We start from the raw sequence: 24,609 nt of genomic DNA, 5'->3' as shown, positions 1-24,609 counted from the left end.
AAGTTCGGTCATACTGGCAAGGGGGTTTGGGTCAGAATCTGCGATTTTCACGGGCAGACTGAGTACCGGGGCGACACGCGCCGCCCCGGTGGTATGGTTTAATGTTCGAATTTGCGGATTTCGCCGCTCTTCAACCGTTCTGCGTAGGACGCCAGCTCCTGGCGCACCACTTTCATCAGGAAGTAGAGCGCGAAGACGTTCACAACAGCCATCGCAAAGATCGCCGCATCCGAGAAGTCGATGACCGGCCCAAGGTTGGCCGCAGCGCCAATGACAACGAAGATGCAGAAGATGACCTTGAACACCAGTTCCTTCGTGTGGCCCTCACCGAACAGGTAAGTCCAGGCCTTGAGGCCATAGTAGGACCAGCTGATCATGGTGGAGAAAGCAAACAGCACCACGGCAATAGCCAGAATGAACGGGAACCAGCTGAACGCGCTGCCGAAGGCTGCCGAGGTCAGGCTGACACCGGTGTTACCATCAACAGTTGCAATCGCGTTACCCGCTTCGTTCAGCATGTAATTGCCGGTTTCCGGATCAACGATCAATTGCTGGGTGATGATGATCACCAGCGCGGTCATGGTACAGATCACGACCGTATCGATGAACGGCTCAAGCAGAGATACAAAGCCCTCGGTAATCGGCTCTTTGGTCCGAACAGCAGAGTGTGCAATCGCTGCAGACCCGACGCCTGCCTCGTTCGAAAACGCCGCACGACGGAAGCCCTGGATCAGCGCACCGACCATACCGCCTGCCACACCGAGGCCAGTGAAAGCACCCGCGAAGATCTGGCCAAAGGCCCACCCGATCTGATCCGCGTTCATCAGGATGATTACCAGCGCCGCAGCCACATACATCACGCCCATAAAGGGCACGACTTTCTCGGTCACGCGTGCGATAGATTTCAGGCCACCCACGATCACTGCAAACACGATGCCCGCGAACACCAGACCGGTGATCCAACCGGGATAGTCTCCAACGATGCCTGCGATCTGCTGGTGCGCCTGGTTGGCCTGGAACATGTTGCCCCCGCCCAAGGCACCGAGGATACAGAAGATCGAGAAAAGAACCGCAAGGATCTTTCCACCCGGCAGGCCCAGTTCGTTGAACCCTTTGGACATGTAATACATCGGACCACCGGAAACGGTGCCGTCCTCGTATTCGTTGCGATACTTCACGCCCAGCGTACATTCGGTGAATTTCGACGCCATGCCCAACAGACCCGCGACGATCATCCAGAAAGTCGCACCCGGCCCGCCGATGCCAACGGCAACCGCAACACCGGCGATGTTGCCAAGCCCAACCGTACCGGACAAGGCTGTAGCGAGCGCTTGAAAGTGGCTGACCTCACCCGCATCGTTCGGGTCAGAGTAGTCGCCTTTCACCAGGCTGATCGCATGGCTGAAAAAGCGCAACTGCACGAAGGCAAAATACAGTGTGAACACAGTCGCCGCTACAACCAGCCATCCCACGATCCAGGGGAAACCTGTCCCGGGGAAAGGTGCAAAAATAAAACTTACAAATGGCCCAGTGAAGTCTGCAAATGCCTGATTGATCTTATCGTCCAGCCCAACCGCTTCCTGAGCGGCGGCAGGACTCGCAGCCAGAGCGGTGAGCGCAGCCAAACCAAGTTTGTTTTGAATATTCATCATCTACTCTCCCCTCAATTCACGACCGTGACGGGAACGTCGGCATGCATCACAAGGTTCTGCGTGGAGCTGCCAAACAGGCGCTTCTTGAACCCGTCAGCCGAAGCCCGACCAACAACGATCTGTGATCCACCGTTTTCGACCGTGATCGTGTTCAGCGTTTCGGCGACATCTCCGTGACGCACGATACCTTGGGCTTCGAATCCTGCTGCCTTTAGCGCTTCGACCGCTGGCGCGATGATCCGCGATGTAGCCAGCTCTACCTCTTCCTCGCGCCTCTTGTGGCGCATAGCATTTTCTTCCGGTGTCTGGAATGTGAAAGGCGACCATTCGATGACATAAACAACCAGCAGTTCGCATTCTCCGATACGTCCGGCCAAGTCTTTGGCGAAGGCGATCGCGTGTTCTCCGGTTTCTGTCCCGTCCAGTCCAATGACAATTTTCGTTGTCATGTCGTTCCTCCATTGTGGTTTGTTTGACCGGGGCCCGTGCCCCCGGCAGAGCAGCCGGAACCTGGAACTTGTTTGAGTAGACTGCCCTAGAGGCAAGTATCCCCAAAAACACGGAAAAACAGAGAAGTAATTTTGAAATGCAACCAACAATCGCTCATCTATTTGAAATTGCTAATTTATTTCCGCCCAAATTTTAGGCAGATTGCAGGGTATCAATATAAATTGTTGATATTGGGTCGCAACTTAACCCGGATCGGTGTTGTAAATCAGCCGTTCATCACACGGAGCGATACGCAAGATGTTGGTCGTTCCGGGGACATTAAACGGCACGCCAGCGGTGACCACGATCTGATCAGTCTCGGCCGCAAAGCCACCCGAACGAGCCGCGCGAGCCGCACTGACCACCGCGCCCTTGAACCGTTCTTGTTCGGGGGTCAGAACACAATGGCAGCCCCAGCTCAGGCAAAGCCTGCGTGCGGTGCCAGTGGCCGGAGTCATCGCAATTATCGGCACACCGGGACGCTCGCGTGCAGTAAGCAACGCGGTTGTACCACTTTGAGTGAAACAGCAGATGGCCTTGATGTCCGTCTTTTCCGCAATTTCGCGCGCGGCTGCCACGATTCCGTCCGCGATGGTCGTGCCCTTGGCAGTTCGTGAGGCCGCAATGATCTGGTGGTAGGTCGGATCCGCTTCAACCTCGATGGCGACCTTATTCATGGTCTGGACCGCTTCGATCGGATAGGATCCAGCTGCGGATTCAGCGCTAAGCATGATCGCATCGGTGCCTTCATAGATGGCGGTTGCCACGTCCGAAACCTCGGCCCGCGTTGGCATCGGGCTTTCGATCATGCTTTCCAACATCTGTGTTGCAACAATCACGGGCTTCGCTGCAGTACGACACTTGCGCACCAGACGCTTCTGGATCGGCGGTACAGCTGAAACGGGCAACTCAACACCGAGATCGCCACGTGCAACCATGATCCCGTCCGAGGCATCAAGGATGTCATCAAAAGCTTCCACTGCGGCAGGCTTTTCGATCTTGGACAGGATCGATGCGCGACCATCTGCCAGCGCACGTGCTTCGAAAACGTCCTTGGCGCGCTGCACAAAACTCAGCGCCAGCCAGTCCACGCCCAACTGGCAGACAAATTCCAGATCGTCGCGATCCTTGTCAGACAGCGCCGCCAGCGGCAGAACCACGTCCGGAACATTCACACCTTTTCGGTTTGAGATCATGCCACCTACTTCAACTGTGCAGTGGGCAAAATCCTGACCGCAATCCTGCACGATCAGACGAATCTTGCCATCATTGACCAGCAGGCGTGCACCCGGCTCCAAAGCAGCAAAAATCTCGGGGTGCGGTAGACAGACCCGGTTGATATCCCCTGCTGCCGGATCAAGGTCCAGACGAAACGCAGCGCCCTCTTCCAGCTCTTCTGCGTCATTGGCAAACACACCAACGCGCAGCTTCGGCCCTTGAAGATCGGCCAAAATTGCAATCGGGCTGTCCAGATCCTTTTCGATCTGCCGGATGATCCGATGCCGTTCGCGGATTTCATCATGGCTGCCATGGCTCATGTTCAGGCGAAACACATCGGCCCCTGCCTCGTGCAGAGCGCGGATGGTGTCATAGTCGTCAGACGCCGGTCCCAGCGTCGCCACGATTTTCACATTTCTCAGGCGTCGCATTGATCAGGCTCTCCTTAAACGCACGAATGTTACCGCAAACATTGCTTGGGCCGCTTATTGCGCAATTCCCTTTCCAACGCAACTGTCCTACACCTGCGACAAACAAGATGACAGGCTCATGACTTATTCTCCGTTTTTTGTTCACGGCGCGGATCGGCCGTCGCGTTGGCTAATTACTTGCGACCATGCAACCAACATGGTCCCACCCGATATCAATGACGGGGACCTGGGACTGCCGCGCGAAGACATGGAACGGCACATCGCTTACGATGTGGGCGCCTACGAGGTGTCGAAGCATCTGGGCGAGATTCTGAACGCCCCAGTTATCGCGGCCAATTTTTCGCGCTTGGTGATCGACCCCAATCGCGGTGAGGATGATCCGACGCTTCTGATGAAGCTCTATGATGGTTCGATCATCCCCGGCAATCGCCACGCCGATACAGTTGAGAAGGAGCGGCGCCTGAACATGTGCTACCGTCCTTATCATGATGCGCTGGCACAGCTTGCAGGCCTGCCTCATGCGGTTATCGTCTCAATGCACTCCTTTACGCGCCAGCTACGCGGTCGCGATCCCCGACCCTGGCATATCGGCGTCCTGCACACTCCGGATGAGCGGTTCTCACGCCCGTTAATCAACCGACTGAATGCCGAGAGTGATCTGTGCGTCGGTGTAAATGAACCCTATACCGGCGTTCTACCCGGTGATGCGATCGACAAACATTGCACAGCATTCGGTCGACCCAATGCATTGATTGAGCTGCGCAACGATCTGATTGCGGATCACGAAGGGCAGCGCCATTGGGCCAACCGTCTGGCCGTTGCACTACAAGACGCGCTCGTCGAAAGCAGACTGTGACACAGTGACGTCGCAGATTGTTTTTTGTTCCTCCTAATGTTGGGAGCGCATTGGCCAATACCCATATATCAGGCGAAAGGAGACGACTATGACGCAGGAATTCCTGACGACTGTCTTCGGTTGGATGACGGTTCTGAACATCGGTGTTTTGCTCTTCAGCACCATGATGGTCTTGGCTTTGCAAAACTGGATTGCAGATGTGCATGGCAGAATGTTCCAGATGGAACGTGCCGACATAAAACGCGCTTACTTCCGATATCTTGCGAACTACAAGATCCTGACCTTGGTGTTTTGCCTGGTGCCATGGTTGGCACTGAAACTCTCCTAAATACCGGATCGGCCAATTCAAAGGCCTTTGTATTCATTGTATCGAAGCCTGCGGATTGCTAGTTCAGCCTCAGAATGTAAAAACATCTACTCGGAGCCAGAATATGGACAAGCAAACCGAAATCGAACTGCAAGCCGCTGCGTTCCGTCGTTTGCAGCAGCACCTGATGAAAGACCGCACAGACGTCCAGAACATCGACATGATGAATCTGACCGGGTTTTGCCGCAATTGCCTGTCGCGCTGGTATCAGGAAGCCGCCAATGCAAAAGGCATTGAAATGGGCAAGGACGAAGCGCGCGAGATTTTCTATGGCATGTCCATGGATGAATGGAAGGCCAACTATCAGACCGATGCCAGCGCCGAAAAACAGGCCGCATTCAAGGTTGCGTTTGAAGAGAATGTGACGAAGAAGAGCTGACGCTCGACGCCGGAAAAAACCGCCTTCTCTGTGTAAACCTTCCACCGGGGATGTTGCTGATCATTCGAACACGGGTTCATAATCAGTAACACCTCAGTGATCCGTAAAAACCCAACATGACGGTTTGTTCACGGCACCAACATCCTGTGAACCGACAACACCCTCGCAATATTTTGCGAGGGTGCAGGAATAACGGCAAATTGCGCCGCGCGTCGCATTTGAGTTCATACCATTGCTGGCAACGAGACTAGATATAACTACCTCTTCTAGATCGCCGCCTTGCGGCTTTCGTCCAGATAGATCTCGCGCAGACGTTTGGCGATCGGACCCGGTGTGCCATCGCCCAGCGCAACGCCATCGATCTCAACCACCGGCATAACGAAAGCACTGGCCGAAGTGGTGAAGGCCTCATCGGCTTCTTTTGCTTCGTCGATGGTGAACAGGCGCTCTTCGACCTCCATCTGCGCCTCGGCCGCCATGCGCAATACCGCCTTGCGCGTGATGCCGTGCAGAATGTCGTTAGACAGCGGACGGGTGACGATCTTACCGCTCTTGACGAAATAGGCGTTGTTGCTGGTGCCTTCGGTCACATAGCCATCTTCAACCAGCCACGCATCATCGCAGCCTGCCTTTTTGGCCATCATCTTGCCCATGGAAGGGTAAAGCAGTTGCACGGTCTTGATGTCACGACGGCCCCAGCGGATATCATCAATCGAGATGATCTTGGCACCCTTCTTCGCTGCCGGACTGTCTGCAAGGCCTGGTTTGTTCTGGGTAAAGAGAACAAGGCTTGGCTTTGTATCGGCGGCTGGGAAAACAAAATCCCGATCCCCGTCCGAGCCACGAGTGACCTGCAGATAAACCAGCCCCTCATCAATTCCATTCAATTCAACCAATTTGCGGTGGATTTCCAACAATTCGTCCATGCTGCAAGGCTGAACGATATCGAGTTCATCCAATGAGCGCTTCAGACGTACGGCGTGGCCTTCAAAGTCGATCAGCTTGCCGTCCAGCACGCTGGTCACCTCGTACACGGCATCCGCAAACAGGAAACCCCGGTCAAAGATCGAAATACTTGCTTCGGATTCAGGCAGGTATTCGCCATTCACATAGACGGTACGGGTCATGTCATTTCCTTTTGTTTCCGGGCTTCGCCCGTTCCTTACCCCCAGAGCGCCGCTTTGGGCGGGTGTACTCCGGCATCGTCAAAAATCAGCGGTGTATCGCGGTCTTCGGCCAACAGAAGCGGCCCGTCAAGGTCTGTGACCATCGCCCCCTGCGCCACCAGTGTTGCCGGGGCCATCGCAAGCGAGCTTCCGACCATGCAGCCAACCATAACATCATAGCCCTCAGCCAATGCGGCCTTGCGCAATTCTAGCGCCTCGGTAAGACCGCCGGTCTTGTCCAGTTTGATGTTCACCACATCATATTTGCCCTTGAGTGCGGGTAGGCTTGCCCGATCGTGACAGGATTCGTCAGCACAAACTGGCACAGGGCGATCCATCCCGATCAGGGCATCATCCTCACCAGCTGGTAAAGGCTGTTCGACCAGAGCCACGCCCAGGCGCACGAGATGTGGGGCAAGATCTGCATAGACTTCGGCACACCAGCCTTCATTAGCGTCGATGATGATTTTCGACTTTGGCGCCCCAGCCCGGACAGCCTCGAGCCTCGGCATATCATCGGGTGTTCCCAGCTTAATCTTCAGCAAGGGGCGGAAAGCGTTCTCGGCCGCTTGAACCCGCATCGCTTCGGGCGTGTCCAATGACAGCGTATAGGCTGTTATTTCAGGCCCTGGCGCAGCGATTTCCGCAAGCTCCCATGCCCGTTTACCTGCGCGTTTCGCTTCCAGATCCCACAGTGCACAATCCACCGCATTCCGCGCCGCGCCAGCAGGCAATAGGTCCATCAGGGAATAGCGCGAAAAATCATCGGGTAGCCCGGCTATCTCGGCCTCGACCGACTCCAGTGTTTCGTCATAGCGGGCATAAGGTACACATTCGCCCCAACCATGGTGCACACCGTCCGAGATACGGACAGTCAAAACTTTTGCCTCGGTACGTGAGCCGCGTGAGATAGTGAATACCTGCGCCAATCGAAACACATCGCGAGAAACTTCAATTTGCACGCGCCTGCTCCTCTATTTTTTGACAAATACGCCCGCCGGCGGCGGATTGCTCCGCCTCCAGCGAGTGTGCTTAGATCACAGTGTGGCCAGCGCATCCACTAGTTTACCGGCTCCAAAGCGGTAGGGATCGGTCGCCGGGATGCCCATCTCGGTCTCAACCTTAGTGATATAGGCAAGCGCATCTTCTTCGCTCAGGTGCTGGGTGTTGATCGACACGCCTGCAACTTGACACTCTGGGTTTGCCACGCGCGCCAGCGGCAGTGCTGTGTCACGCAATTGCTCCAGCGTCGGCAGTGAATACTCAGGCAGTCCGCGCATATGGGTCCGGGTTGGTTCGTGGCACAGGATCAGCGCATCGGGCTGCCCACCATGGATCAGCGCCATGGTCACACCCGAATAAGACACGTGGAACAGGGAACCCTGCCCTTCGATGTGATCCCAGTGATCCGGATCATTGTCCGGTGTCAGGTACTCGACCGACCCTGCCATGAAATCCGCGATAACGGCATCCAGCGGTACACCCTGCCCCGTGACCAGAATGCCCGTCTGACCTGTAGCACGGAACGTGGATTTCATACCGCGCTTGCGCATTTCGGCATCCATCGACATCGCCGTATACATCTTACCGGCAGAGCAATCGGTTCCAACGGCCAGGCACCGTTTGCCGGTACGCTTGCGGCCGTTTGCAATCGGGTAACCAACAGTCGGCACACGGACGTCGTGCAATGTGCATCCATGGGTCTGCGCAGCCGCAACCAAATCACCTTCGTCACGCAGCAGGTTGTGCAGGCCAGATGCCAGATCATAGCCCATTTCCAACGCTTCAATCAGAACTTCTTTCCAAGCTTCGCTGATGATCCCGCCCCGGTTTGCAACACCAATGACGAGTGTCTTGGCACCAGCCGCTTTACCTTCGGCCAGAGTCATTTCCGTCAGGCCCAGGTCGGCCTTGCAACCTTCCAGCTTGATTTGACCAACAGCATTCTCAGGACGCCAGTCCCGGATGCCAATAGCCACTTTGGCCGCCAGCAAGTCGGGCGCATCGCCCAAAAACAATAGGTACGGTGTCTCGATCATCGCGCTGCACTCCTTTGATTCTGGCCTAAGCTAGAGAACCGATTTGACGAGGATTTCTCAAACTCTCCTTACAATCCGCCTTCTGACAGGATAAACTTGCACAATAATTTTAAAACTCGCAAAACTATTCGAAGTTTTCAAACTGATCAATCTTTGAGCATTCTTTTGTCGGTTTAAAATTCGAACATTCTGCACACGCATTGCCGCAGCTGCACAATCAAGCTTGCACAGCGCCACGCAATTTAATATCTCAGGCTCAGGAAAGAACGCAATTTCATTACTCAGACGAGGTTCAGATGAGTTTCCGCATCCAACCCGCCGCTCCGGCGCGCCCCAATCGCTGTCAACTGTTTGGCCCGGGCTCGAATACTAAGCTATTTCCCAAGATGGCCGCGTCGGCAGCGGATGTCATTAACCTGGATCTGGAAGACTCGGTGGCCCCGTCCGACAAGGATACCGCCCGCGCCAATGTCATCGAAGCGCTCAATACGGTCGATTGGGGCAACAAATATATGTCGGTCCGGATCAACGGACTGGATACACCCTATTGGTACCGCGACGTGGTCGATGTGCTGGAACAGGCAGGCGATCGGCTGGATCAGATCATGATCCCCAAGGTCGGGTGTGCGGCGGATGTTTATGCGGTAGACGCGCTGGTTACTGCCATCGAGCGGGCCAAGGGCCGAACCAAACCCATCTCTTTCGAGGTGATCATCGAATCCGCCGCTGGCTTGGCGCATGTCGAAGAGATCGCAGCATCATCTCCGCGTATGCAGGCCATGAGCCTTGGCGCTGCGGATTTTGCAGCCTCGATGGGCATGCAAACAACCGGCATCGGCGGCACTCAGGAAAACTATTACATGCTGCGCGAAGGCGAAAAGCACTGGTCCGACCCCTGGCACTGGGCGCAAGCCGCCATCGTCGCCGCATGCCGAACCCATGGCGTGCTGCCGGTCGATGGCCCGTTCGGCGATTTTTCGGATGATGAAGGATATATCGCGCAAGCCAAACGCTCGGCCACTCTGGGCATGGTCGGCAAATGGGCCATCCACCCCAAGCAGATTGCATTGGCTAATCAGGTTTTCACCCCGTCAGATGAGGCGGTGTCTGAAGCGCGCGAAATTCTAGCCGCAATGGAACAGGCAAAGGCCAACGGTGAAGGCGCAACCGTCTACAAGGGACGTTTGGTGGATATCGCCTCGATCAAGCAGGCCGAAGTCATTGTAGCGCAGTCCGAACTGATCGCGGCAGGTGGCTAACCTACGATGAAGAAAGGCGCTCAAACGAGCGCCTTTTATTTCATATGATCAGCGGCCGAAGACGTCGTTGGGTGTCCAGGTGAAGCGCTCACCCTGCTTACCTGATTTCATCATAAGGCATGAAGTTCCCAGTTTTTGGAAATAGACAATCTTCAACGGATACCAACCCGCCTTAGGTACTTCAACTTCGGTACGTTGATTAGCCTCACAGCCCTGGATTCCATTAACACGACCAATCTGCTGGCCGCCAACCCAAGCCTCAATACCGTCATTTGACCAGGTTTCGAGCTCATATGTACCGGGTGAATCAAAGCGCATATATCCCGTAACTTCTGCAGCAACGTTATAAGCTTGGTCGAACGTCATGACATCTTCACCTTTATAGGTGTCGCTGTAGTCCAGACCTCGCAACGGTTTACCGGGCTGTGCCTTAGCCAACAGGCTTTTTGCCTGCTTCAGATCACGGATCTTCTTGTGTTGATTGCCTGTGCCAAAGTACTTTACATTCAACCCCGCTTTTGGACTGGGTTGAGGATTAGCAGGCGTTAACTTCAAAGGTGCAGCCGTCGCCGCACCCGCAAAAACTGCTAAGACGGCAACAAGCGCTCCGGTCCGGAAAAATTTCATGGTCTTCTCCCTGAATTCGCGCCCGCTTGGGGATCAATCCCTGCCGACGACACTGTTGCAAAGACCTTAGGCTGTGAATTTTTGACCTGCAAGGTGGTTAGAATTCACTTTTTTGGCCTTTACGCGCGCATATCCTTGGGCGACCCCATTACCACGTATGAAGTAATCGAGGTCACATGCGGAAGCGTTCCCAATACCTCAGTATGGAAGGTTTTGTAGGATGCGAGGTCTGCACATTCGACCCGCAAAAGGTACTCGATCGTGCCTGTGATATTGTGACATTCGACCACCTCGGGCGCTTGCTGCAGCGCTTCTTCAAACCCTTCTTGGGCGGCCTTGGTATGCTCACCCAGCCCGACGCCGATATAGGCAACAAAGCCTATGCCTAAGGCTGTCGGGTTTAGAACTGCGCGATAGCCCGATATAACACCCGCGCGCTCCAACTCTTGCACCCGACGCAGACAGGCAGACGGCGACAGGCCAACGCGGTCGGCAAGATCGAGGTTGCTGATACGACCATCTTGCGACACTTCTCGCAATATATGTTGATTAGTTCGATCAATCTTCGTCATTTGTTGTGAATAATATTCTATTGCCGCACAAAAAAGCAATTTCATTCGTCGCGATTGGCGAGAAAATGCGTTCATGACATACGATATTCTGATGGCCCTGATCGTGTTCGCCCTTGTGTCATCGATAACTCCCGGGCCAAACAACCTCATGCTCATGGCGTCAGGCGCGAATTTTGGCTTCCGGCGAACGATACCACATATGTTGGGTATCGGGTTGGGCTTTACCTTCATGGTATTGCTGGTGGGCGCAGGGCTGGTTCAGGTTTTCGACCGATTCCCGGTTAGTTATACGGTGCTTAAGATCGCATCCGTCATTTACCTGCTGTATCTGGCATGGAAGATCGCACATGCAGCGCCTGTAAAGGGACAAGCAGCAAGCGGTACGCCGATGACGTTTTTTCAGGCTGCCAGCTTTCAGTGGGTCAATCCAAAGGCCTGGGCCATGGCGCTTACGGCAACTGCAGCATATGCGCCGGGACAAACGCTTGAAGCCATCATACTGGTTGCGCTGGTGTTCGGAGCGATCAATCTGCCATCGGTCAGCGTGTGGACGGTTCTGGGCCAACAAATGGCGCGGGTCTTGACCAACCCGCACCGCTTGCTGATATTTAACTGGACAATGGCCGTACTTCTTGTTGCCTCGCTCTACCCTGTTCTTTGGCCGCACTAGGTCATTTGAGCGGTAGGCAGATTTCGGTCAGCAGGTCCTCGGGCGCAGTTTCGCGCGGATCATTCAGATAGATTTCATAGCAAGGCTGATCCGCAGGCTCCTCGCCAGAATCGGGCAACCAATTTCCGAACAGTGTCTGATAGGCGGCGTGTATGCCGGAATACGGGCCTTTGTAGGTCAGAACCGCCGTCTTGCCGCCAGGGATGCTGAGGTCATCCATCCCCTCCGGAATATCTTTGCCGCAGAATTGAGCCCCGGCAAAGCTGCGCAATTCATCTTCCTGCACGTCTTCGGGGCTGTCGAGATAGAGCCCGATCATCGGGCCGACCTGTGGCCACAGTTTTCGGGATTCGCATAGGGCACCAAAGGCCTCAAAACTGCGGCCAATCTCGGCATAAGCCCCTTTATGCGGAAGTGCTACGACACGGCGGGACGGTTCGGTGCGGGTTGTCACGGGATGCATGGGGTATTCTCCGGTTTTGAATTTTGGATGAGCCGGCAGAATCTGCCCCGCCTTGCGAAACACGGTGGGGCTGCTGCCGTAGGCCTCGGAAAAGGCTCGCGCAAAAGATTTCAGGTTCGGATAACCAATATCGGTCGCTATTTGCGCAACAGGCCTTTCCGACTGCACCAACCAACAGGCGGCGCGGTGCAGACGTATCCGGCGGGCAGCCTGCGCGCAGGTCTCGCCGGTGATTGCGCGAAACACGCGATGCCAATGAAATCGTGACATCGCCGCGACGTCGGCCAAGGCATCCAGCGACAAATCCCCTGCGGGATGATCGTGGATATAAGCCAACACGCGCAACACGCGATCTTCATAGCTGACAGCCATCGGTATCCTTCCTAAATCTTCGCCCGCCTGTCGTCGCATATTGTGAAACCACAAATCTTGCTGAGTTGCATCCGGGACAAGCATTAGTCATATAGCAGGGAACTTCCGCGTTGAGAGGCGTCATGACCCAGTATCTGGATTTCGAAAAACCGCTGGCCGAGATCGAAGGCAAAGCTGAAGAGCTGCGCGCGCTGGCCCGCGCAAATGAAGAAATGGATGTGACCGAAGAGGCCGCCGCGCTGGATGCCAAGGCCGCCAAGCTGCTGGACGAGCTTTATGGAGACCTCACGCCGTGGCGGAAATGCCAGGTCGCGCGGCACCCTGAGCGGCCTCATTGCAACGATTACGTGGATGCGTTGTTCACCGAATTCACGCCTCTGGCCGGCGACCGGAACTTTGCCGACGATCTGGCAGTCATTGGCGGTCTGGCGCGGTTCAACGATCAACCGGTGATGGTGATTGGCCATGAAAAAGGCAGCGACACCAAATCGCGGATCGAGCGCAATTTCGGCATGGCCCGCCCCGAAGGCTATCGCAAAGCCGTTCGATTGATGGAGATGGCGGGACGCTTTGGCCTGCCAGTGATCACCCTGATCGATACAGCAGGCGCCTATCCCGGCAAAGGCGCGGAAGAGCGCGGCCAGTCCGAGGCCATCGCGCGTTCAACCGAGATGTGCCTGAAGATTGGAGTACCACTGGTTTCTGTCATCATCGGCGAAGGCGGATCGGGCGGCGCGGTTGCGTTTGCGACAGCGAACCGCGTGGCGATGCTGGAGCATTCGGTCTACTCGGTGATTTCGCCCGAGGGCTGCGCTTCGATCCTGTGGAAGGATGCCGAGAAGATGCGTGAAGCCGCCGAAGCGCTCCGTCTGACGGCTCAGGACCTGCACAAACTGGGTATCTGTGACCACATCATTCCAGAACCCAAAGGCGGGGCGCATCGCGACCGCCCTGCAGCGGTTGAATCCGTGCGGACTGCAATTGCTTCGATGCTGAAAGAGCTTGACGGAAAAGATGCGGCAGCCCTGATCAAGGACCGCCGTCAGAAATTCCTGGATATCGGCTCAAAAGGGCTGGCGGCTTAAGCCGTCAGCCTCCCAAACTCTGCAACAACGCCACTGAAGGCTGACCGGTTACGGACAGCCCGTTGGCGCGTTGATATGCGCTGATTGCGGCCTCGGTGTTTTTCCCGATCACTCCATCTGCACCCTGCGTGTCATAGCCCGCAGATGTCAGGCGGCGCTGTAGCTCTTTGCGATCGTCAAGCGTCAACCCGGTTGCGTCCGGCCCGAATGAGGCCTGGAACGGTGCCCCGCCCACGATCCGATCCGCAAGATGGCCAACACCAATCGCGTAGCTGTCCGAGTTGTTATAGCGCTTGATCACTTGAAAATTGCGGAACACCGCAATGCGTGGTCCGGGCGTCTGCGGTTGTAACACTGCCACCGGAGAGCCCGAGACTGTACCGACTTCCCCACCCCAAGGCTGACCCCGCACCCAACCGGCGCGCGACAGATACGCGGCGGTTGAGGCCAACGAATCTGCCGGATCTTCGGACCAAATATCGCGGCGTCCATCACCGGTGAAATCAACGGCATAAGCTAGATAAGAGGTAGGGATAAACTGGGTGTGTCCCATCGCTCCGGCCCAGCTGCCGGTCATGTTGGCTGGGGTTGTATCGCCCTCTTGAATGATCTTCAGCGCCGCCACCAGTTGCTTTTCAAAGAACGCCCCGCGCCGCCCATCATAGGCCAGCGTCGAGGTCGCCGAGATCACCGGCACATCACCGCGCCGCGCGCCATAGCGGCTTTCTAGCCCCCACACTGCGACAATGATTTCCTTGTCGACGCCATATTGCGCTTCGATCTGCGACAGAGTCCCTGCGTGCCGCACAAGCATCTGTTTGCCGGTGCTGATCCGTTCGTCCGACGCGGCGATGGCCAGATAATCCTCAAGCGAGCGCTTGAACTCGACCTGATTGCGGTCGCGCTCGATCACGTCGGGCAAATATCCCGCCCCCTGAAAGGCGCGATTCAGGGTAGATTGAGAGACGCCCTGCGACGCTGCCCGGCCTTTGAAACCAGCAACCCACGCATCCCATCCAGCGTTCGGGACAGCACGCATTCGCGACGCTGGAGCACTGGTTGGTGCGCTGCCAGTTGAACAGGCTGCCAACAGCGTCGCCCCAAGCCCGATAGAAAAAGTTCTTCGATTGATCATGATTGAAATCTGCTCTTGTTGTGATTTGCTTTCAGGATAACGCAGCCCGCCCGTTCAGACCAGCAGAGCAGCATCTGAAACCAACCTGTCAATGAGATGGGCAACAAGCCGCTCAGGTTACGAGCAGGCGCAATCCCTGCGTCACGTCCGAGCGCACCGCCAATCTAAGACCTGGCTCATCCCCAGCCTTGAGCGCTGCGATGATCAAACGGTGGTAATGCGGCGGCTCAGTTCGTCGCAGCCGGCCATAAAGTGCCCGCATCGTGGGACCAAGCTGCAGCCAAACGGTCTCGGCCATTGCAAGCATCGCGGGGGCCTGTGCGCGCAGGTAAAGCGTCCGGTGGAATTCCAGATTGGAACGGATATAGCCAACCGCGTCGCGTTTAGTGACCATCTCGGCGACTGCCATGTTGATGCTTTGCAGCCGGTCAATCAGTGCCATGTGCGCGCGCGGTAGGGCACGACTGGCCAATTCAACCTCAAGCAGCGCACGCAATGCCGCCAACTCCTCGATCCGATCCCTTGTCAGTTCAGGGGTCGACACGCGACCCGAGGTGGACAGTGACAGCGCGCCTTCCGCCGCCAGCCTCCGCACTGCTTCGCGCGCAGGCGTCATCGACACACCGAATTCCTTGCCTATACCGCGCAATGTCAGCGCCTGCCCCGGAGCCATCTCACCATGCATGATCCGAGACCTGAGTGTTCGATATACTCGATCATGGGTGGCGGTGTGGGACTCGGCGGGGCGTGTGGTCAGCATAAGCTTATGTGATCACAAACATTCCCGGCGTCAAGCGGCGGGTTCAAAGCGATAGCGATGAAGTTCAGCCCCATTGTCGCGCAACCAGCGGCGGGCCTCCTTGTACGGGCCGAATATCCGCTCGACCTGCGCCCAGAAGGCAGGAGAATGGTTCATTTCGATCAGATGCGCCACCTCATGAGCGGCCACGTAGTGCAGCACCTCAGGCGGCGCGAGGATCAGTCGCCATGAAAACATCAACGCACCAGCTGAACTGCAGGATCCCCAACGCGAACGCGTATCACGCAGCGTAATGCTACTATACGGACGACCCAACATTGCGGCATAGTCATCACACGCTCCGGTCAAACGATCGCGGGCAAGTTCTTTGAGAAACCGGGCGAGTCTCCGCGCCTCCGCGCCAGCAGGAACACCGATCTCGTCCCCCTTCAGCAGCACCCGCCGACCTGAGATTTGAACGATTCGCCGTGCTTTTCCCTCTATTGACATGGATTGACCGAACTCAACGGTTTCCTGGTCTGGCCTGTCCTGAAGGTGACCGCGAATCCAATCCTCTTTCTGATGCGCGAAATCCAAAGCCTCGACTTCGGGGACACCTTTTGGGTAGGTCAGCGTAACCCGCCCATCCAATTGGGAAATCCGCAAACTAATCCGTCTTGCCTGCGCAGATTTGCGCAATGTCAGCGGCACCGGAGGGGTTCCAGGCAATGCGTGTCGCCCCATGGGCCGATCTCCTTCGCGCAAAGGCTTTGACAGTGCCTGCCGCTTATGGCAGGTGACCTGAATCATTGATGAGATTCACCTGATATCAAGGGGATTTGATATGCCCAAGGAAGAATGGGGCGTAAAGCGTGTTTGCCCGACCACTGGTAAACGCTTTTACGACCTGAACAAGGACCCGATCGTAAGCCCCTATACCGGCGAGATCGTTGAACTGGAAACCGGCAAAAGCCGGATGATCGCGGCAGATGCTGAAGATGCGGCTTCGGTTAAAGCACGTGAAGCTTCGTCGGACGAAGATATCGTGTTGGATGATGACGACAACGTCGATGTCGAACTGGACGACGATCTGCTGGACGATGATGACGACAGCGACAACGTTTCGCTGGACGATATCAAGGACATGTCGTCAGAAGACGAAAATTGATGGGTTTCGAGGCAGCCCCGGCGGCCTCATCCCAGTCCACTGGATCGGTTCGCACTTTTTCACCGAATCCGATTTTTGGACTTGCACTCTGCGGCGACGTCTCATAAACGTCCGTCCACCGCTTTGGCGGTACCTGCATGGGGCCTTAGCTCAGTTGGGAGAGCGCTTGCATGGCATGCAAGAGGTCAGGGGTTCGACTCCCCTAGGCTCCACCATTTTTCTCCTCATGATCCAACACCCATAGTTCTTCCTTTTTGGCAAAAGAAATTTCCTTTGGGTTCGCAGCGGACGCTCATTTTTCTTACACATCAGAGTCGCCTAAGCGATGTCGCCAACAACCTGAAAACCGCAAAAATGAATTTTCCTCACAGTTCATAAAGCGATGTGGTGCTCAACACACCACCCCAGATCATGTTTGGCCGGTTGAAAGACTGGAGACGCGTTACCACCTGCTACGACAGATACCTATAGGCCTTCCTTTTTGCTATAGCACTCCAGCAACCGTTATATATTGGCTATGAGGCCTAAGACTACCCTGGAAGTACTACCCCAAACCCATCGCAACCATGGGTAATAATAAACCCGACATGGCGATCGACACACCCATCGGATAGCTGGCTTTTGGTCGCAATGCGAGCCAGCGGCATTCCGGAAATCCAATTATCGAGCGGCTTGTGATCACAAACAGCATGCCCACGACCATGGACAGGGTGAAAGTGTAAAAGAACAGCAAAAGAAAGTAGCTGGGCACAAACAATGTCAGCGCGGCGATTGCCTTTACGTCGCCTCCACCCCACAGGCGCAGCGTGAAACCAAGAAAACCAACGACAAATACGCCGACGCCGAAGACCGCTCGGTATACCGTCTCGTGGAAGGATAGAAACACGGGCGCGGAGAGAACAAAAGCTGCGAGCATTATCAGCACCAGCTTATTGGATATCCTGAGGTTCTTCAGGTCATTCCATGCCATTGCAGCTAAAAGCGGAGTAATGACGATCAAAGGGACGAACTGCGCGACTTCAGGCGACATTTTCGCTACCCGCATTCAGCGATTGGCGCTTGACCATCGGGGTCAGCAAATCATGGATCAATTCGGGTTGAGATGACGTTTCTGTTTTGACGTAGATATTGCGAAGATGCGTACGCAGTGTCGAAATTGAAATCGACAGCTCGGACAACAAGGCGTTGTTGTTCAATCCCCGCGCCAATAAGAGGCAAACCCGATATTCCGAGCGACTCAGCCGACAAGGGTTGTCCATAGACAAAATGCTTTTTGGTTCTTTCTTGATAAGCTTTCGGCGCGTGTTTTTCAGCTTCGCTTCGGAAAACCGACCAAGAGATCTTTTCTTCCAGCAATCCGACAGAACAGGGCCCAGAACGCTCAGAATATCTACCACGGCCGAAGAGATGGGGTGGCTGAAATGCAATTCCAGAAAGTCGGCGACACCATTTTGTCGTTCCAGCAGAATGGAAACTGACTCGGAAAACCTGCGGAACGCATAGAACTCTGACAGATGTTCGTATTCGGACAGGTCATCCTGTCCACCGAACCAAGCCGACCCGAGTTTGGCCCGGCTCATGTTGTTTCCGCAAATGGCAGGCGCGATGCAGAAATTGAAACCACTGAAGCTGTCCGGCGCCTTGTGATTGGCGTCGTAGCTCAGCACTTTTGCCGAATTCTGATTGCCGTGCAGGTCCACCCGGCTGATTGAAACGACTTCCGCATCAATTGCGCGAGCTGTTTCGCGCAGTGCATTTAGCAGTGGGACTTTCCCCTGAGTCGCCTGGCAAAGGACAGCTACGACTTTAAGAAGTTCTGACGTTGGTGCCCCTGCACCGGGCGCGAAACGATGCGCCGAAAACAAACTATTCATACCGTTTAACATTGACCGAAACCCGACCAACCCTCTCGACAAACACCCCCACCCGTCGATTGCGTCACGATTTTTTGTGTGGCCGGACTCCACTTAACTACCTAAAAGCTTAATCTTTTCTCTCTAAACTGGGCAAAATCTGCCGAAACTAGACGCCCGTTTGTCCTCGTTTTGGAAACATGACCCGCCCGAACACGTAATTACGGCGGATACGGGCGGGAATTCTACGCCCCAAAGCCCCGGAAGTATCGAATCATCGAAGGTGCGGCGGTAATGATGATCAGCGTCGGCAGCATCAGCGCGGCCAGAACAGCGGACATCTTTACCGGTAGCTGGTTTGCCAGTTCCTGCGCCCGTGTTTCGCGTGAGTCCCGCATTTCAGACGCATAGGTGGTCAGAGCTTCGGACATACTGGTCCCGTAGCGTATGGATTGCTGGACAACAGTGGCAAAAGACTGGATTTCATCAACCCCTGTACGCCGCGCCATGTCAGACAGCGCAGTTGCGCGGGGGCGTCCGGCCTGAATCTCGTGCTGGGTGTTCAGAAACTCAAACGCTAGGTCAGGGGAGGCCAGCGCCAGTTCGTTCCCGACCCGTGTCATAGCGGCATCAAAGCCCAGCCCAGCATGAAGCGAGATCTGCAGCAGGTCGAGAGCATTTGGGAATGCATCGCGGATACGCTGCTGACGTTCTTTGCGGCGATGCTTCAGCCAGGCCGCGGGAACAAAATATCCGACGGCCGTCAGCAAACCGATAAGCTGAATAGCGTTGGCTTTGCTGATGGATTCAAAAATGCCCGTAATCACGCTGGGAACGGGGATGCCAGGCGTTCTTGAGGCAACGATGAGCAGACCCACAATCATCGGCATGAAAATCCCAAGCCAAACCCGAGTCAGTGTGTAGATCCGCAGGGCATTTCGACCGGTCAGCCCGGCTTGAATCAGCTGATCCTCGATCTTGCGCCGCTCAGCTTCCCTACTGGGCAGTGCGGCCTTAAAAAGACCTTTAGGGGTGACGAGAGTTTCGCGCAACAGTCCACGGTCATTGCGGGCCTCATACCTTTGGGCGCGCAGATTGGCGATACGGACAGCCGCTGGATGGCGGCGGCTTAACGCCGAGGTTACGGCGACGAACACCAGCAAAACGCCAAGACCAAAGACGGTCAGCAGAATTGTTTCGGCTGGCAGCCCGAAACGAAGCGACATAATTTCCAGAATATTTTCCATGAAATTGCCCTCAGATACGGAAATTGACAAGTTTGTGCAGGATGATGACGTTCGAGACCATCAGAACGACAACCAACACTGCAAGTTTGATGAATGCGGGATCGTCACTGACGTCGGTGTAATATCCAGGCGCGTTGATCGTCATTAACCCCATGATCACCAGAGGAATGATCGACAGAAGAAACCCGGACAGCCGTCCTTCTGCGGAAATGGCTTTGATCCGCGCACGCAATGCAATGCGCCGTCTGACCACGGTGGCCAGAACGGACACGATCCGCTCCAGATCGCCACCAGTGCCGTGTTGGATTGCCATGCTTGCCGCCAGGTACTGTGCATCTTCCGAACCGACCCGGTCAGCAAAGTCCTGAACTGCGTCGGGCAATTCGTCGCCAAAACTGATCTGGTCGAAAATGATGCCGAACTCGGACCCGATAGGGTCTTGCATCTCGTCCGCGACCGCTTTGATCGAGGTGTTGACCGGGTGACCAATTTTCAGGCCACGCGCCATCAGCTCTAGCGCATCGGGCAACTGACTGGTCAAAGCTTTTTGGCGTTCAGCCTGCCGCGATTTCACCACCAATGCAGGCATAAGCACACCCAGGATGAGTGCGATCGGGGCTGCCTGCCAGGGCGGCAGAAACATCATACCGGCGATTGCGATCGCCAAGGTGCCAAACAGGCAAAGCAGCACAAAATTCTTCGCTGAAACATGCAGTCCCGCCTGAACTAGCGTATCCGGCAAGTTCCCAAAAAACGGGATCTTTGCAAAAAAACCTGTCTGGGTCTCGGGAAGCAGCAAGGCGAGCCGATCTTCATCGGTAACGCCTTGCCGGACCATGCGCATTCGGCGGTTGCGGGCCTCGGCGTGGTTTTCACCGCGACGGGCAAAGTGGAACACACCGGTAATCAGCATGAAAATTCCGACGAAGACGCAAGCCAGCGTCAGATAGTTAAGAAGTTCGGCTGTGTTTATACTGGTCATGCCTCAGCCTCCTGATACTCGGAAAGTCTCGGGTTCGAGATCGACGCCAGCAGCTGTGAGCAAGTCATAGCATTTCGGGCGAATCCCGGTGGGAACAAACTGACCAAGCACTTCGCCGTTTTCCGCGCGTCCCTTTTTCTGGAACACGAAGATGTCCTGCATGGTGATGATCTCACCTTCCATCCCGGTTATTTCCGAAATGCTGGTGACGCGGCGCGATCCATCCGCCAACCGCGACAGATGCACAATAAAGTGCAGCCCCGACGCGATCTGGGATCGAATGGCTGCGGCGGGAAATTCGATACCCGTCATCGTGACCATCTGCTCCAAGCGGCCCAATGAATCGCGCGCCGAGTTCGCATGTACAGTCGTCATCGAACCATCATGACCCGTATTCATGGCCTGAAGCATGTCGAAGGTCTCCGCTCCGCGAACCTCACCGACAATGATCCTGTCGGGGCGCATACGCAGCGCGTTGCGCACCAGATCACGCTGAATGACCTGGCCGTCGCCGGACGGGGATGGCGGGCGTGTTTCCAAGCGCACAACATGCTCCTGCTGGAGTTGCAGTTCCGCTGCGTCTTCAATGGTGACGACACGCTCGCCATGGTCGATATACGAAGACAAGGCGTTCAACATCGTTGTCTTACCCGATCCCGTCCCGCCGGCGATCAGAACGTTCAGGCGCGCGTATACCAGCGATTGCAGGAACCGCGCGGCGGCATCGTTCAGAGCGCCATTTGCGACCAACTTTTCCATCGTCAGTTTTGACTGCGCGAATTTACGGATTGAAACGCTGGGGCCATCAATCGAACAGGGGCGGATGATTGCGTTGACACGGCTGCCATCTTCCAGCCGGGCGTCCACCCAAGGCTGCCGTTCATCGACACGACGCCCGATCTTGCTGACGATCTTGTCGATAACCCGCAGCAGGTGCTTTTCATCGCGGAACCGCACCGGCACGCGCTCCAGCAGGCCAGAGCGTTCGACGTAGACCGTCTGATAACCGTTAACCAGAATGTCGTTGATCGTTGGATCGGCCAGCAATGGCTCCAATGGGCCAAAACCCAGAATTTCGTCCAGAAGTTCTTCGACGATGCGGTTGAAGTCTTCGGTATTCAGCGGCCTGCCGGTTTGGGACAACGCACCGCCAACAACCCCGGCGACTTCGCGCCGCAGCACGTCTTTCTCAACCTTTTCGATCACCGAAAGGTTCAACCGTTCCAGCAAAGCCTCGTGCAAAGTGCTTTTGAGCTCAAGCCAGTCGGCCAGTTCGGTATCTTCTGCTGTGGTCTCAGGCTGAATTTCTTGGGCCAGTTGCTCTGCATGCTGGTTAAGCTGGATTACTTCGGCCTCATTGGTTCGCCCGGCGCGTGTAAACTTTTCAAACATCCCTTAGACTCCAATTAGGCTGCGTTGTTTCTCAGGCCGGTTTTGCCGACCATTGTTTCATTCATGATTTTCCGACCCATCGTGCGGATCGCCTTGGACAAGGCACAGCTGCCTGAGGCTTGCGATAGCAATTGACCCCGATCCAGCGCCTGTTTTGCGTGGCGCGCGTCGCTGGGCAGCCAGAAGCGTAATTCGCGTTCCAGCGCCTTTTGAGCTTCGACATGTTGGCTTGACCGGAATGTCGGTTTCGTTTCCTGGCTGATGACGATCTCAACCGGAGGTTCGAGCCGCTCTTTTGAGAAGAATTCGATCAAACGGCAGGCTTGGCGCACCGAAGAGACCGAGCTGTCACCCACCATCAGCATCCGGTCTGACGCAGCAACAACTGCGCCCAGCCAATCGACCAGCACGCGTGGCAGATCGATAACAACAAAGTCGAATTCCAGACGCAAAGCCTCGATCAGCGCGCTGACCTGTTCGCGTGTCAGAACATCCAGAGGAATGAATTCTTCGGGCGCGCTCAGGACTTCCAAACCGGATGCATGTTGCACCAAAGATTGCTGAAGGAAAGTCCGGTCCGGCATTACCCCATCCTGGGCCATTCTCAAAAGCCCCGAGGAAGGCTGCAAATCTAAGGACGTCGCGACCGTGCCAAATTGCAAATCCAGATCTACGACAGCGACCTTGTTTCGCGTCCTTTTCCGGAAGATGCCGGAATAACCCTGCAATTGGTCCGCCAGGTTGATGGACAGTGTCGACGCGCCGATGCCTCCACGGGCCGGGCATACGCTGATAATCTGCCCCAGTCGCTGCGGTTGCGGCGCATAAATTGTCGGCAGCAAGGATTTGTCGACCGTCAGACGCTGAATCTGTTCGGCCAGTTCGTCCTGCCCGATGGGATAGGGCAGAATCTCATCTACTCCCGATTTGTTCAGCGCACGCGCTTCGGTCAATGAGATGTCACGGTCGCTAAGTGCCAGCAAGGTGCCGCGCGAACCGGTGCTACGACGAAGATCGCTGACAGTTTCCAGATCCAATTCGCCTGAAAAGCTGAACACCAGCAGGTCATTTTCACCCATCAGATCACAGGCGCGACCGTTTACCGAAGATAAGGTCCCGAAATGTGTCTCTAGCGAAAGATCGTCGAACCGGTCGACGGCCTGGGCGACTGAATCCTTAATCGCCTCATTATCAGAGATTAGGGCTAATGATTTTTGAGTCATTTTTCAGCTCCCATGATTAGAAATTCAACCGTTGACTCCACTGGCGAGGTCTTCGCCAGGAAGGGTTGCGCTAAAGTCGGAAAATATTTTGAAGCCCGTTGTCGCGGTGGTCAGCGCATCGGTTTCTGGCGTTGAGCCGCCCAAAACCAGCGCTGCTATCGAACCCAACGGTGAGACGAACCGGAACGGAAGTTCTTCGATTGTCACTGTGACCATCGGTACATAAGGGCCACCCAGGAAATTCATTTCCGGGTCGAAGTCGTAAGTGAACGTGATGTTGCTTTCGTCAAAAGTTGCGGTGGGATCGTTGGGAACGGCAAACTGAAGCATGTTCCAGATGTCGGTCACGGTGGTCTGGGCAGCTGCATTCGCGGGGGCCGCACCGGTGCATATGGTGGTGGCCGGTTCGACACAAACGCCGGATGCGAAACTGCAATTGGTTCCGAACCGCGGGCCGGTGATATCGGTATAGGTGCCTCGGCTGTTGGTTGTCGGAACGCCGCCACATGCGGGTGGCATCACTGCAGCCATCCGAGCGGCGACCTGTGCTGTTTTTTCAGCAGCAACATAGTGGAAGGCCAATCTGCCGAAATCTATCAGGCCCAGGAAAATCAAAAGGAACAACGGCAGGACAAAGGCAAGCTCAGTGACCGTCGACCCATCTTCGTGACGGCCAAGTCGCGACATTTCGCGGGTTATCTTGTGAATGCGGCGGGTCATGGTCCAAACACCCGGCTGCGATCTGTGATCGTGGTTTGGATCTGCGCCGTCGCCGAACCTCCGACCAGTTGGAACAGGGGCGTGAACGGCAGATTTGAAATCGTCAGTGACGCGGTCAGGACGGCAACCGGTGTGGGCGAAACGCGGTATTCACCTGCGTTGCCAACGCATTCGAGGGACAGCGAGTCTAGACCAACAGCAATGTCAGTGGTCGAAAGCGATGTCAGAGTGTTTGAGACAGCAGCTTGGAAATCGCCGATTGCAGCGCTTGGCGAGGTGGTGCACAGGTCCGACGGAGCGATCCGGCCAACATAACGAGCAGTGTCCCGAACCCCCGTGATCGCATTTTGATAGGACCAGAAAACCCGCCCCCCTTCGACGATCAGGGCAAATGTCACTAACAGGATTGGCAAAAGGATCGCAAACTCGACCAACGCCGCGCCGGACTGGTCGTTGCGGAACCGGCTAAGGGTATTGCTGATATGATGGGAGGCACCAAACATGA

General features: G+C 55.6%; 27 protein-coding genes and 1 tRNA gene. 8 read left to right on the top strand and 20 right to left on the bottom strand.

The genetic code is table 11. The features are described from left to right. Positions 1–98: 98 nt before the first annotated feature. The 3 genes from ACR0KN_RS07860 to pyk form a co-directional block, all read right to left on the bottom strand. Positions 99–1,649: an alanine/glycine:cation symporter family protein gene (locus tag ACR0KN_RS07860; RefSeq protein WP_170473954.1), complete on the bottom strand. Its 1,551-nt coding sequence runs from the start codon at positions 1,647–1,649 to the stop codon at positions 99–101. A gap of 14 nt (positions 1,650–1,663) precedes the next feature. Then, positions 1,664–2,101, bottom strand: a complete 438-nt coding sequence (locus tag ACR0KN_RS07855; protein ID WP_170473951.1) for a universal stress protein — start codon at positions 2,099–2,101, stop codon at positions 1,664–1,666. A 243-nt stretch (positions 2,102–2,344) separates the two neighbouring features. Beyond that, positions 2,345–3,790, bottom strand: a complete 1,446-nt coding sequence (gene pyk, locus ACR0KN_RS07850; protein ID WP_480652634.1) for a pyruvate kinase — start codon at positions 3,788–3,790, stop codon at positions 2,345–2,347. 118 nt (positions 3,791–3,908) lie between these two features. On the opposite strand from pyk, the gene ACR0KN_RS07845 reads away from it, so the two are divergent. From ACR0KN_RS07845 to ACR0KN_RS07835, 3 genes are all read left to right on the top strand, one after another. Then, complete coding sequence (locus tag ACR0KN_RS07845) at positions 3,909–4,646, top strand: N-formylglutamate amidohydrolase (protein WP_170772156.1); 738 nt, start codon at positions 3,909–3,911, stop codon at positions 4,644–4,646. Between the two features lie 88 nt (positions 4,647–4,734). After that, positions 4,735–4,974, top strand: a complete 240-nt coding sequence (locus ACR0KN_RS07840) for a DUF6868 family protein (RefSeq protein ID WP_010443547.1) — start codon at positions 4,735–4,737, stop codon at positions 4,972–4,974. Positions 4,975–5,077: 103 nt separating this feature from the next. Then, positions 5,078–5,392 (top strand): DUF1244 domain-containing protein, encoded by a 315-nt coding sequence (locus tag ACR0KN_RS07835; protein WP_010443546.1) that lies wholly within the window; start codon positions 5,078–5,080, stop codon positions 5,390–5,392. A gap of 266 nt (positions 5,393–5,658) precedes the next feature. Here the strand turns inward: ACR0KN_RS07835 and ACR0KN_RS07830 are convergent, their stop codons facing one another. The 3 genes from ACR0KN_RS07830 to dgcN all read right to left on the bottom strand — a co-directional run bounded on the left by ACR0KN_RS07830 (position 5,659) and on the right by dgcN (position 8,597). Continuing rightward, a complete protein-coding gene (locus tag ACR0KN_RS07830) occupies positions 5,659–6,519 on the bottom strand; it encodes a D-amino-acid transaminase (RefSeq protein WP_170772160.1) in 861 nt (286 codons plus the stop codon). A 35-nt stretch (positions 6,520–6,554) separates the two neighbouring features. Further along, the gene (dgcA, locus tag ACR0KN_RS07825; RefSeq protein ID WP_480652631.1) at positions 6,555–7,520 is read right to left on the bottom strand and encodes an N-acetyl-D-Glu racemase DgcA; all 966 of its coding nucleotides are present in this window, start codon (positions 7,518–7,520) and stop codon (positions 6,555–6,557) included. Between the two features lie 75 nt (positions 7,521–7,595). Continuing rightward, a complete protein-coding gene (gene dgcN, locus ACR0KN_RS07820) occupies positions 7,596–8,597 on the bottom strand; it encodes an N-acetyltransferase DgcN (RefSeq protein WP_170547225.1) in 1,002 nt (333 codons plus the stop codon). Positions 8,598–8,893: 296 nt separating this feature from the next. Here dgcN and ACR0KN_RS07815 point away from each other — a divergent pair, with 296 nt between their 5' ends. Beyond that, positions 8,894–9,856, top strand: a complete 963-nt coding sequence (locus tag ACR0KN_RS07815; RefSeq protein WP_010443542.1) for an L-malyl-CoA/beta-methylmalyl-CoA lyase — start codon at positions 8,894–8,896, stop codon at positions 9,854–9,856. 48 nt (positions 9,857–9,904) lie between these two features. Here the strand turns inward: ACR0KN_RS07815 and ACR0KN_RS07810 are convergent, their stop codons facing one another. Then, positions 9,905–10,483 carry a PA14 domain-containing protein gene (locus ACR0KN_RS07810; protein WP_480652629.1) on the bottom strand — a complete coding sequence of 193 codons (579 nt, stop codon included), beginning with the start codon at positions 10,481–10,483 and terminating at the stop codon, positions 9,905–9,907. A gap of 119 nt (positions 10,484–10,602) precedes the next feature. Beyond that, positions 10,603–11,055 carry an Lrp/AsnC family transcriptional regulator gene (locus tag ACR0KN_RS07805; protein ID WP_480652627.1) on the bottom strand — a complete coding sequence of 151 codons (453 nt, stop codon included), beginning with the start codon at positions 11,053–11,055 and terminating at the stop codon, positions 10,603–10,605. A 73-nt stretch (positions 11,056–11,128) separates the two neighbouring features. On the opposite strand from ACR0KN_RS07805, the gene ACR0KN_RS07800 reads away from it, so the two are divergent. Further along, positions 11,129–11,725 carry a LysE family translocator gene (locus ACR0KN_RS07800; protein WP_170772170.1) on the top strand — a complete coding sequence of 199 codons (597 nt, stop codon included), beginning with the start codon at positions 11,129–11,131 and terminating at the stop codon, positions 11,723–11,725. 1 nt (position 11,726) lies between these two features. On the opposite strand, the gene ACR0KN_RS07795 is transcribed toward ACR0KN_RS07800, so the two are convergent. After that, on the bottom strand, positions 11,727–12,560 hold the full coding sequence (locus tag ACR0KN_RS07795; RefSeq protein ID WP_480652625.1) for an AraC family transcriptional regulator: 834 nt from the start codon (positions 12,558–12,560) through the stop codon (positions 11,727–11,729). A 122-nt stretch (positions 12,561–12,682) separates the two neighbouring features. On the opposite strand from ACR0KN_RS07795, the gene ACR0KN_RS07790 reads away from it, so the two are divergent. Then, on the top strand, positions 12,683–13,645 hold the full coding sequence (locus tag ACR0KN_RS07790) for an acetyl-CoA carboxylase carboxyltransferase subunit alpha (protein ID WP_170473917.1): 963 nt from the start codon (positions 12,683–12,685) through the stop codon (positions 13,643–13,645). Positions 13,646–13,649: 4 nt separating this feature from the next. On the opposite strand, the gene ACR0KN_RS07785 is transcribed toward ACR0KN_RS07790, so the two are convergent. The 3 genes from ACR0KN_RS07785 to ACR0KN_RS07775 form a co-directional block, all read right to left on the bottom strand. Continuing rightward, positions 13,650–14,780: a lytic murein transglycosylase gene (locus ACR0KN_RS07785; RefSeq protein ID WP_480652623.1), complete on the bottom strand. Its 1,131-nt coding sequence runs from the start codon at positions 14,778–14,780 to the stop codon at positions 13,650–13,652. 112 nt (positions 14,781–14,892) lie between these two features. Next, entirely contained in the window at positions 14,893–15,540 is a 648-nt protein-coding gene (locus tag ACR0KN_RS07780; RefSeq protein ID WP_170547205.1) for a GntR family transcriptional regulator, read from the bottom strand. Positions 15,541–15,570: 30 nt separating this feature from the next. After that, a complete protein-coding gene (locus tag ACR0KN_RS07775) occupies positions 15,571–16,263 on the bottom strand; it encodes a M48 family metallopeptidase (protein WP_480652621.1) in 693 nt (230 codons plus the stop codon). Positions 16,264–16,363: 100 nt separating this feature from the next. Here ACR0KN_RS07775 and ACR0KN_RS07770 point away from each other — a divergent pair, with 100 nt between their 5' ends. After that, complete coding sequence (locus ACR0KN_RS07770; protein WP_010443532.1) at positions 16,364–16,687, top strand: TIGR02300 family protein; 324 nt, start codon at positions 16,364–16,366, stop codon at positions 16,685–16,687. Between the two features lie 139 nt (positions 16,688–16,826). Continuing rightward, positions 16,827–16,902, top strand: a tRNA-Ala gene (locus tag ACR0KN_RS07765). Positions 16,903–17,231: 329 nt separating this feature from the next. Here ACR0KN_RS07765 and ACR0KN_RS07760 read toward each other — a convergent pair. The 8 genes from ACR0KN_RS07760 to ACR0KN_RS07725 all read right to left on the bottom strand — a co-directional run bounded on the left by ACR0KN_RS07760 (position 17,232) and on the right by ACR0KN_RS07725 (position 24,607). Further along, positions 17,232–17,717: an A24 family peptidase gene (locus ACR0KN_RS07760; RefSeq protein WP_170776934.1), complete on the bottom strand. Its 486-nt coding sequence runs from the start codon at positions 17,715–17,717 to the stop codon at positions 17,232–17,234. Then, positions 17,707–18,561, bottom strand: a complete 855-nt coding sequence (locus ACR0KN_RS07755; protein WP_480652618.1) for a helix-turn-helix transcriptional regulator — start codon at positions 18,559–18,561, stop codon at positions 17,707–17,709. The genes ACR0KN_RS07760 and ACR0KN_RS07755 overlap by 11 nt, the downstream gene beginning before the upstream one ends. 224 nt (positions 18,562–18,785) lie before the next feature. Continuing rightward, positions 18,786–19,787 carry a type II secretion system F family protein gene (locus ACR0KN_RS07750; RefSeq protein WP_480652616.1) on the bottom strand — a complete coding sequence of 334 codons (1,002 nt, stop codon included), beginning with the start codon at positions 19,785–19,787 and terminating at the stop codon, positions 18,786–18,788. Positions 19,788–19,797: 10 nt separating this feature from the next. Continuing rightward, positions 19,798–20,769, bottom strand: a complete 972-nt coding sequence (locus ACR0KN_RS07745; RefSeq protein WP_170703700.1) for a type II secretion system F family protein — start codon at positions 20,767–20,769, stop codon at positions 19,798–19,800. A 3-nt stretch (positions 20,770–20,772) separates the two neighbouring features. Then, positions 20,773–22,161, bottom strand: coding sequence for a TadA family conjugal transfer-associated ATPase (locus tag ACR0KN_RS07740; RefSeq protein ID WP_170547190.1), 1,389 nt, complete (start codon positions 22,159–22,161; stop codon positions 20,773–20,775). A 14-nt stretch (positions 22,162–22,175) separates the two neighbouring features. After that, complete coding sequence (locus ACR0KN_RS07735; RefSeq protein ID WP_480652613.1) at positions 22,176–23,384, bottom strand: CpaE/TadZ family protein; 1,209 nt, start codon at positions 23,382–23,384, stop codon at positions 22,176–22,178. 24 nt (positions 23,385–23,408) lie between these two features. Then, positions 23,409–24,104: a TadE/TadG family type IV pilus assembly protein gene (locus ACR0KN_RS07730; RefSeq protein WP_170473873.1), complete on the bottom strand. Its 696-nt coding sequence runs from the start codon at positions 24,102–24,104 to the stop codon at positions 23,409–23,411. Further along, a complete protein-coding gene (locus tag ACR0KN_RS07725) occupies positions 24,101–24,607 on the bottom strand; it encodes a TadE/TadG family type IV pilus assembly protein (RefSeq protein ID WP_480652611.1) in 507 nt (168 codons plus the stop codon). Before ACR0KN_RS07725 ends, ACR0KN_RS07730 begins: the two co-directional genes overlap by 4 nt. Between the last annotated feature and the right edge of the window lie 2 nt (positions 24,608–24,609).

Source organism: Ruegeria sp. AP7 (genome assembly GCF_056539905.1).
Note: the sequence above shows the minus strand (reverse complement) of the source record. Positions and strands in the feature narration are given on the sequence as shown.

Excerpts from the sequence above, each read along its gene's own strand:
- ACR0KN_RS07805 (WP_480652627.1), bottom strand. The coding sequence starts at position 11,055 with ATGACGAAGATTGATCGAACTAATCAACATATATTGCGAGAAGTGTCG.
- ACR0KN_RS07810 (WP_480652629.1), bottom strand. The coding sequence starts at position 10,483 with ATGAAATTTTTCCGGACCGGAGCGCTTGTTGCCGTCTTAGCAGTTTTT.
- ACR0KN_RS07845 (WP_170772156.1), top strand. The coding sequence starts at position 3,909 with ATGACTTATTCTCCGTTTTTTGTTCACGGCGCGGATCGGCCGTCGCGT.
- ACR0KN_RS07730 (WP_170473873.1), bottom strand. The coding sequence starts at position 24,104 with ATGACCCGCCGCATTCACAAGATAACCCGCGAAATGTCGCGACTTGGC.
- ACR0KN_RS07755 (WP_480652618.1), bottom strand. The coding sequence starts at position 18,561 with ATGAATAGTTTGTTTTCGGCGCATCGTTTCGCGCCCGGTGCAGGGGCA.
- ACR0KN_RS07760 (WP_170776934.1), bottom strand. The coding sequence starts at position 17,717 with ATGTCGCCTGAAGTCGCGCAGTTCGTCCCTTTGATCGTCATTACTCCG.
- ACR0KN_RS07830 (WP_170772160.1), bottom strand. The coding sequence starts at position 6,519 with ATGACCCGTACCGTCTATGTGAATGGCGAATACCTGCCTGAATCCGAA.
- ACR0KN_RS07790 (WP_170473917.1), top strand. The coding sequence starts at position 12,683 with ATGACCCAGTATCTGGATTTCGAAAAACCGCTGGCCGAGATCGAAGGC.
- ACR0KN_RS07725 (WP_480652611.1), bottom strand. The coding sequence starts at position 24,607 with ATGTTTGGTGCCTCCCATCATATCAGCAATACCCTTAGCCGGTTCCGC.
- ACR0KN_RS07860 (WP_170473954.1), bottom strand. The coding sequence starts at position 1,649 with ATGAATATTCAAAACAAACTTGGTTTGGCTGCGCTCACCGCTCTGGCT.
- ACR0KN_RS07750 (WP_480652616.1), bottom strand. The coding sequence starts at position 19,787 with ATGGAAAATATTCTGGAAATTATGTCGCTTCGTTTCGGGCTGCCAGCC.
- ACR0KN_RS07785 (WP_480652623.1), bottom strand. The coding sequence starts at position 14,780 with ATGATCAATCGAAGAACTTTTTCTATCGGGCTTGGGGCGACGCTGTTG.
- ACR0KN_RS07840 (WP_010443547.1), top strand. The coding sequence starts at position 4,735 with ATGACGCAGGAATTCCTGACGACTGTCTTCGGTTGGATGACGGTTCTG.
- ACR0KN_RS07835 (WP_010443546.1), top strand. The coding sequence starts at position 5,078 with ATGGACAAGCAAACCGAAATCGAACTGCAAGCCGCTGCGTTCCGTCGT.
- ACR0KN_RS07735 (WP_480652613.1), bottom strand. The coding sequence starts at position 23,384 with ATGACTCAAAAATCATTAGCCCTAATCTCTGATAATGAGGCGATTAAG.
- ACR0KN_RS07745 (WP_170703700.1), bottom strand. The coding sequence starts at position 20,769 with ATGACCAGTATAAACACAGCCGAACTTCTTAACTATCTGACGCTGGCT.
- ACR0KN_RS07800 (WP_170772170.1), top strand. The coding sequence starts at position 11,129 with ATGACATACGATATTCTGATGGCCCTGATCGTGTTCGCCCTTGTGTCA.
- ACR0KN_RS07775 (WP_480652621.1), bottom strand. The coding sequence starts at position 16,263 with ATGGGGCGACACGCATTGCCTGGAACCCCTCCGGTGCCGCTGACATTG.
- ACR0KN_RS07815 (WP_010443542.1), top strand. The coding sequence starts at position 8,894 with ATGAGTTTCCGCATCCAACCCGCCGCTCCGGCGCGCCCCAATCGCTGT.
- pyk (WP_480652634.1), bottom strand. The coding sequence starts at position 3,790 with ATGCGACGCCTGAGAAATGTGAAAATCGTGGCGACGCTGGGACCGGCG.
- ACR0KN_RS07780 (WP_170547205.1), bottom strand. The coding sequence starts at position 15,540 with ATGCTGACCACACGCCCCGCCGAGTCCCACACCGCCACCCATGATCGA.
- dgcN (WP_170547225.1), bottom strand. The coding sequence starts at position 8,597 with ATGATCGAGACACCGTACCTATTGTTTTTGGGCGATGCGCCCGACTTG.
- ACR0KN_RS07795 (WP_480652625.1), bottom strand. The coding sequence starts at position 12,560 with ATGGCTGTCAGCTATGAAGATCGCGTGTTGCGCGTGTTGGCTTATATC.
- ACR0KN_RS07740 (WP_170547190.1), bottom strand. The coding sequence starts at position 22,161 with ATGTTTGAAAAGTTTACACGCGCCGGGCGAACCAATGAGGCCGAAGTA.
- ACR0KN_RS07855 (WP_170473951.1), bottom strand. The coding sequence starts at position 2,101 with ATGACAACGAAAATTGTCATTGGACTGGACGGGACAGAAACCGGAGAA.
- ACR0KN_RS07770 (WP_010443532.1), top strand. The coding sequence starts at position 16,364 with ATGCCCAAGGAAGAATGGGGCGTAAAGCGTGTTTGCCCGACCACTGGT.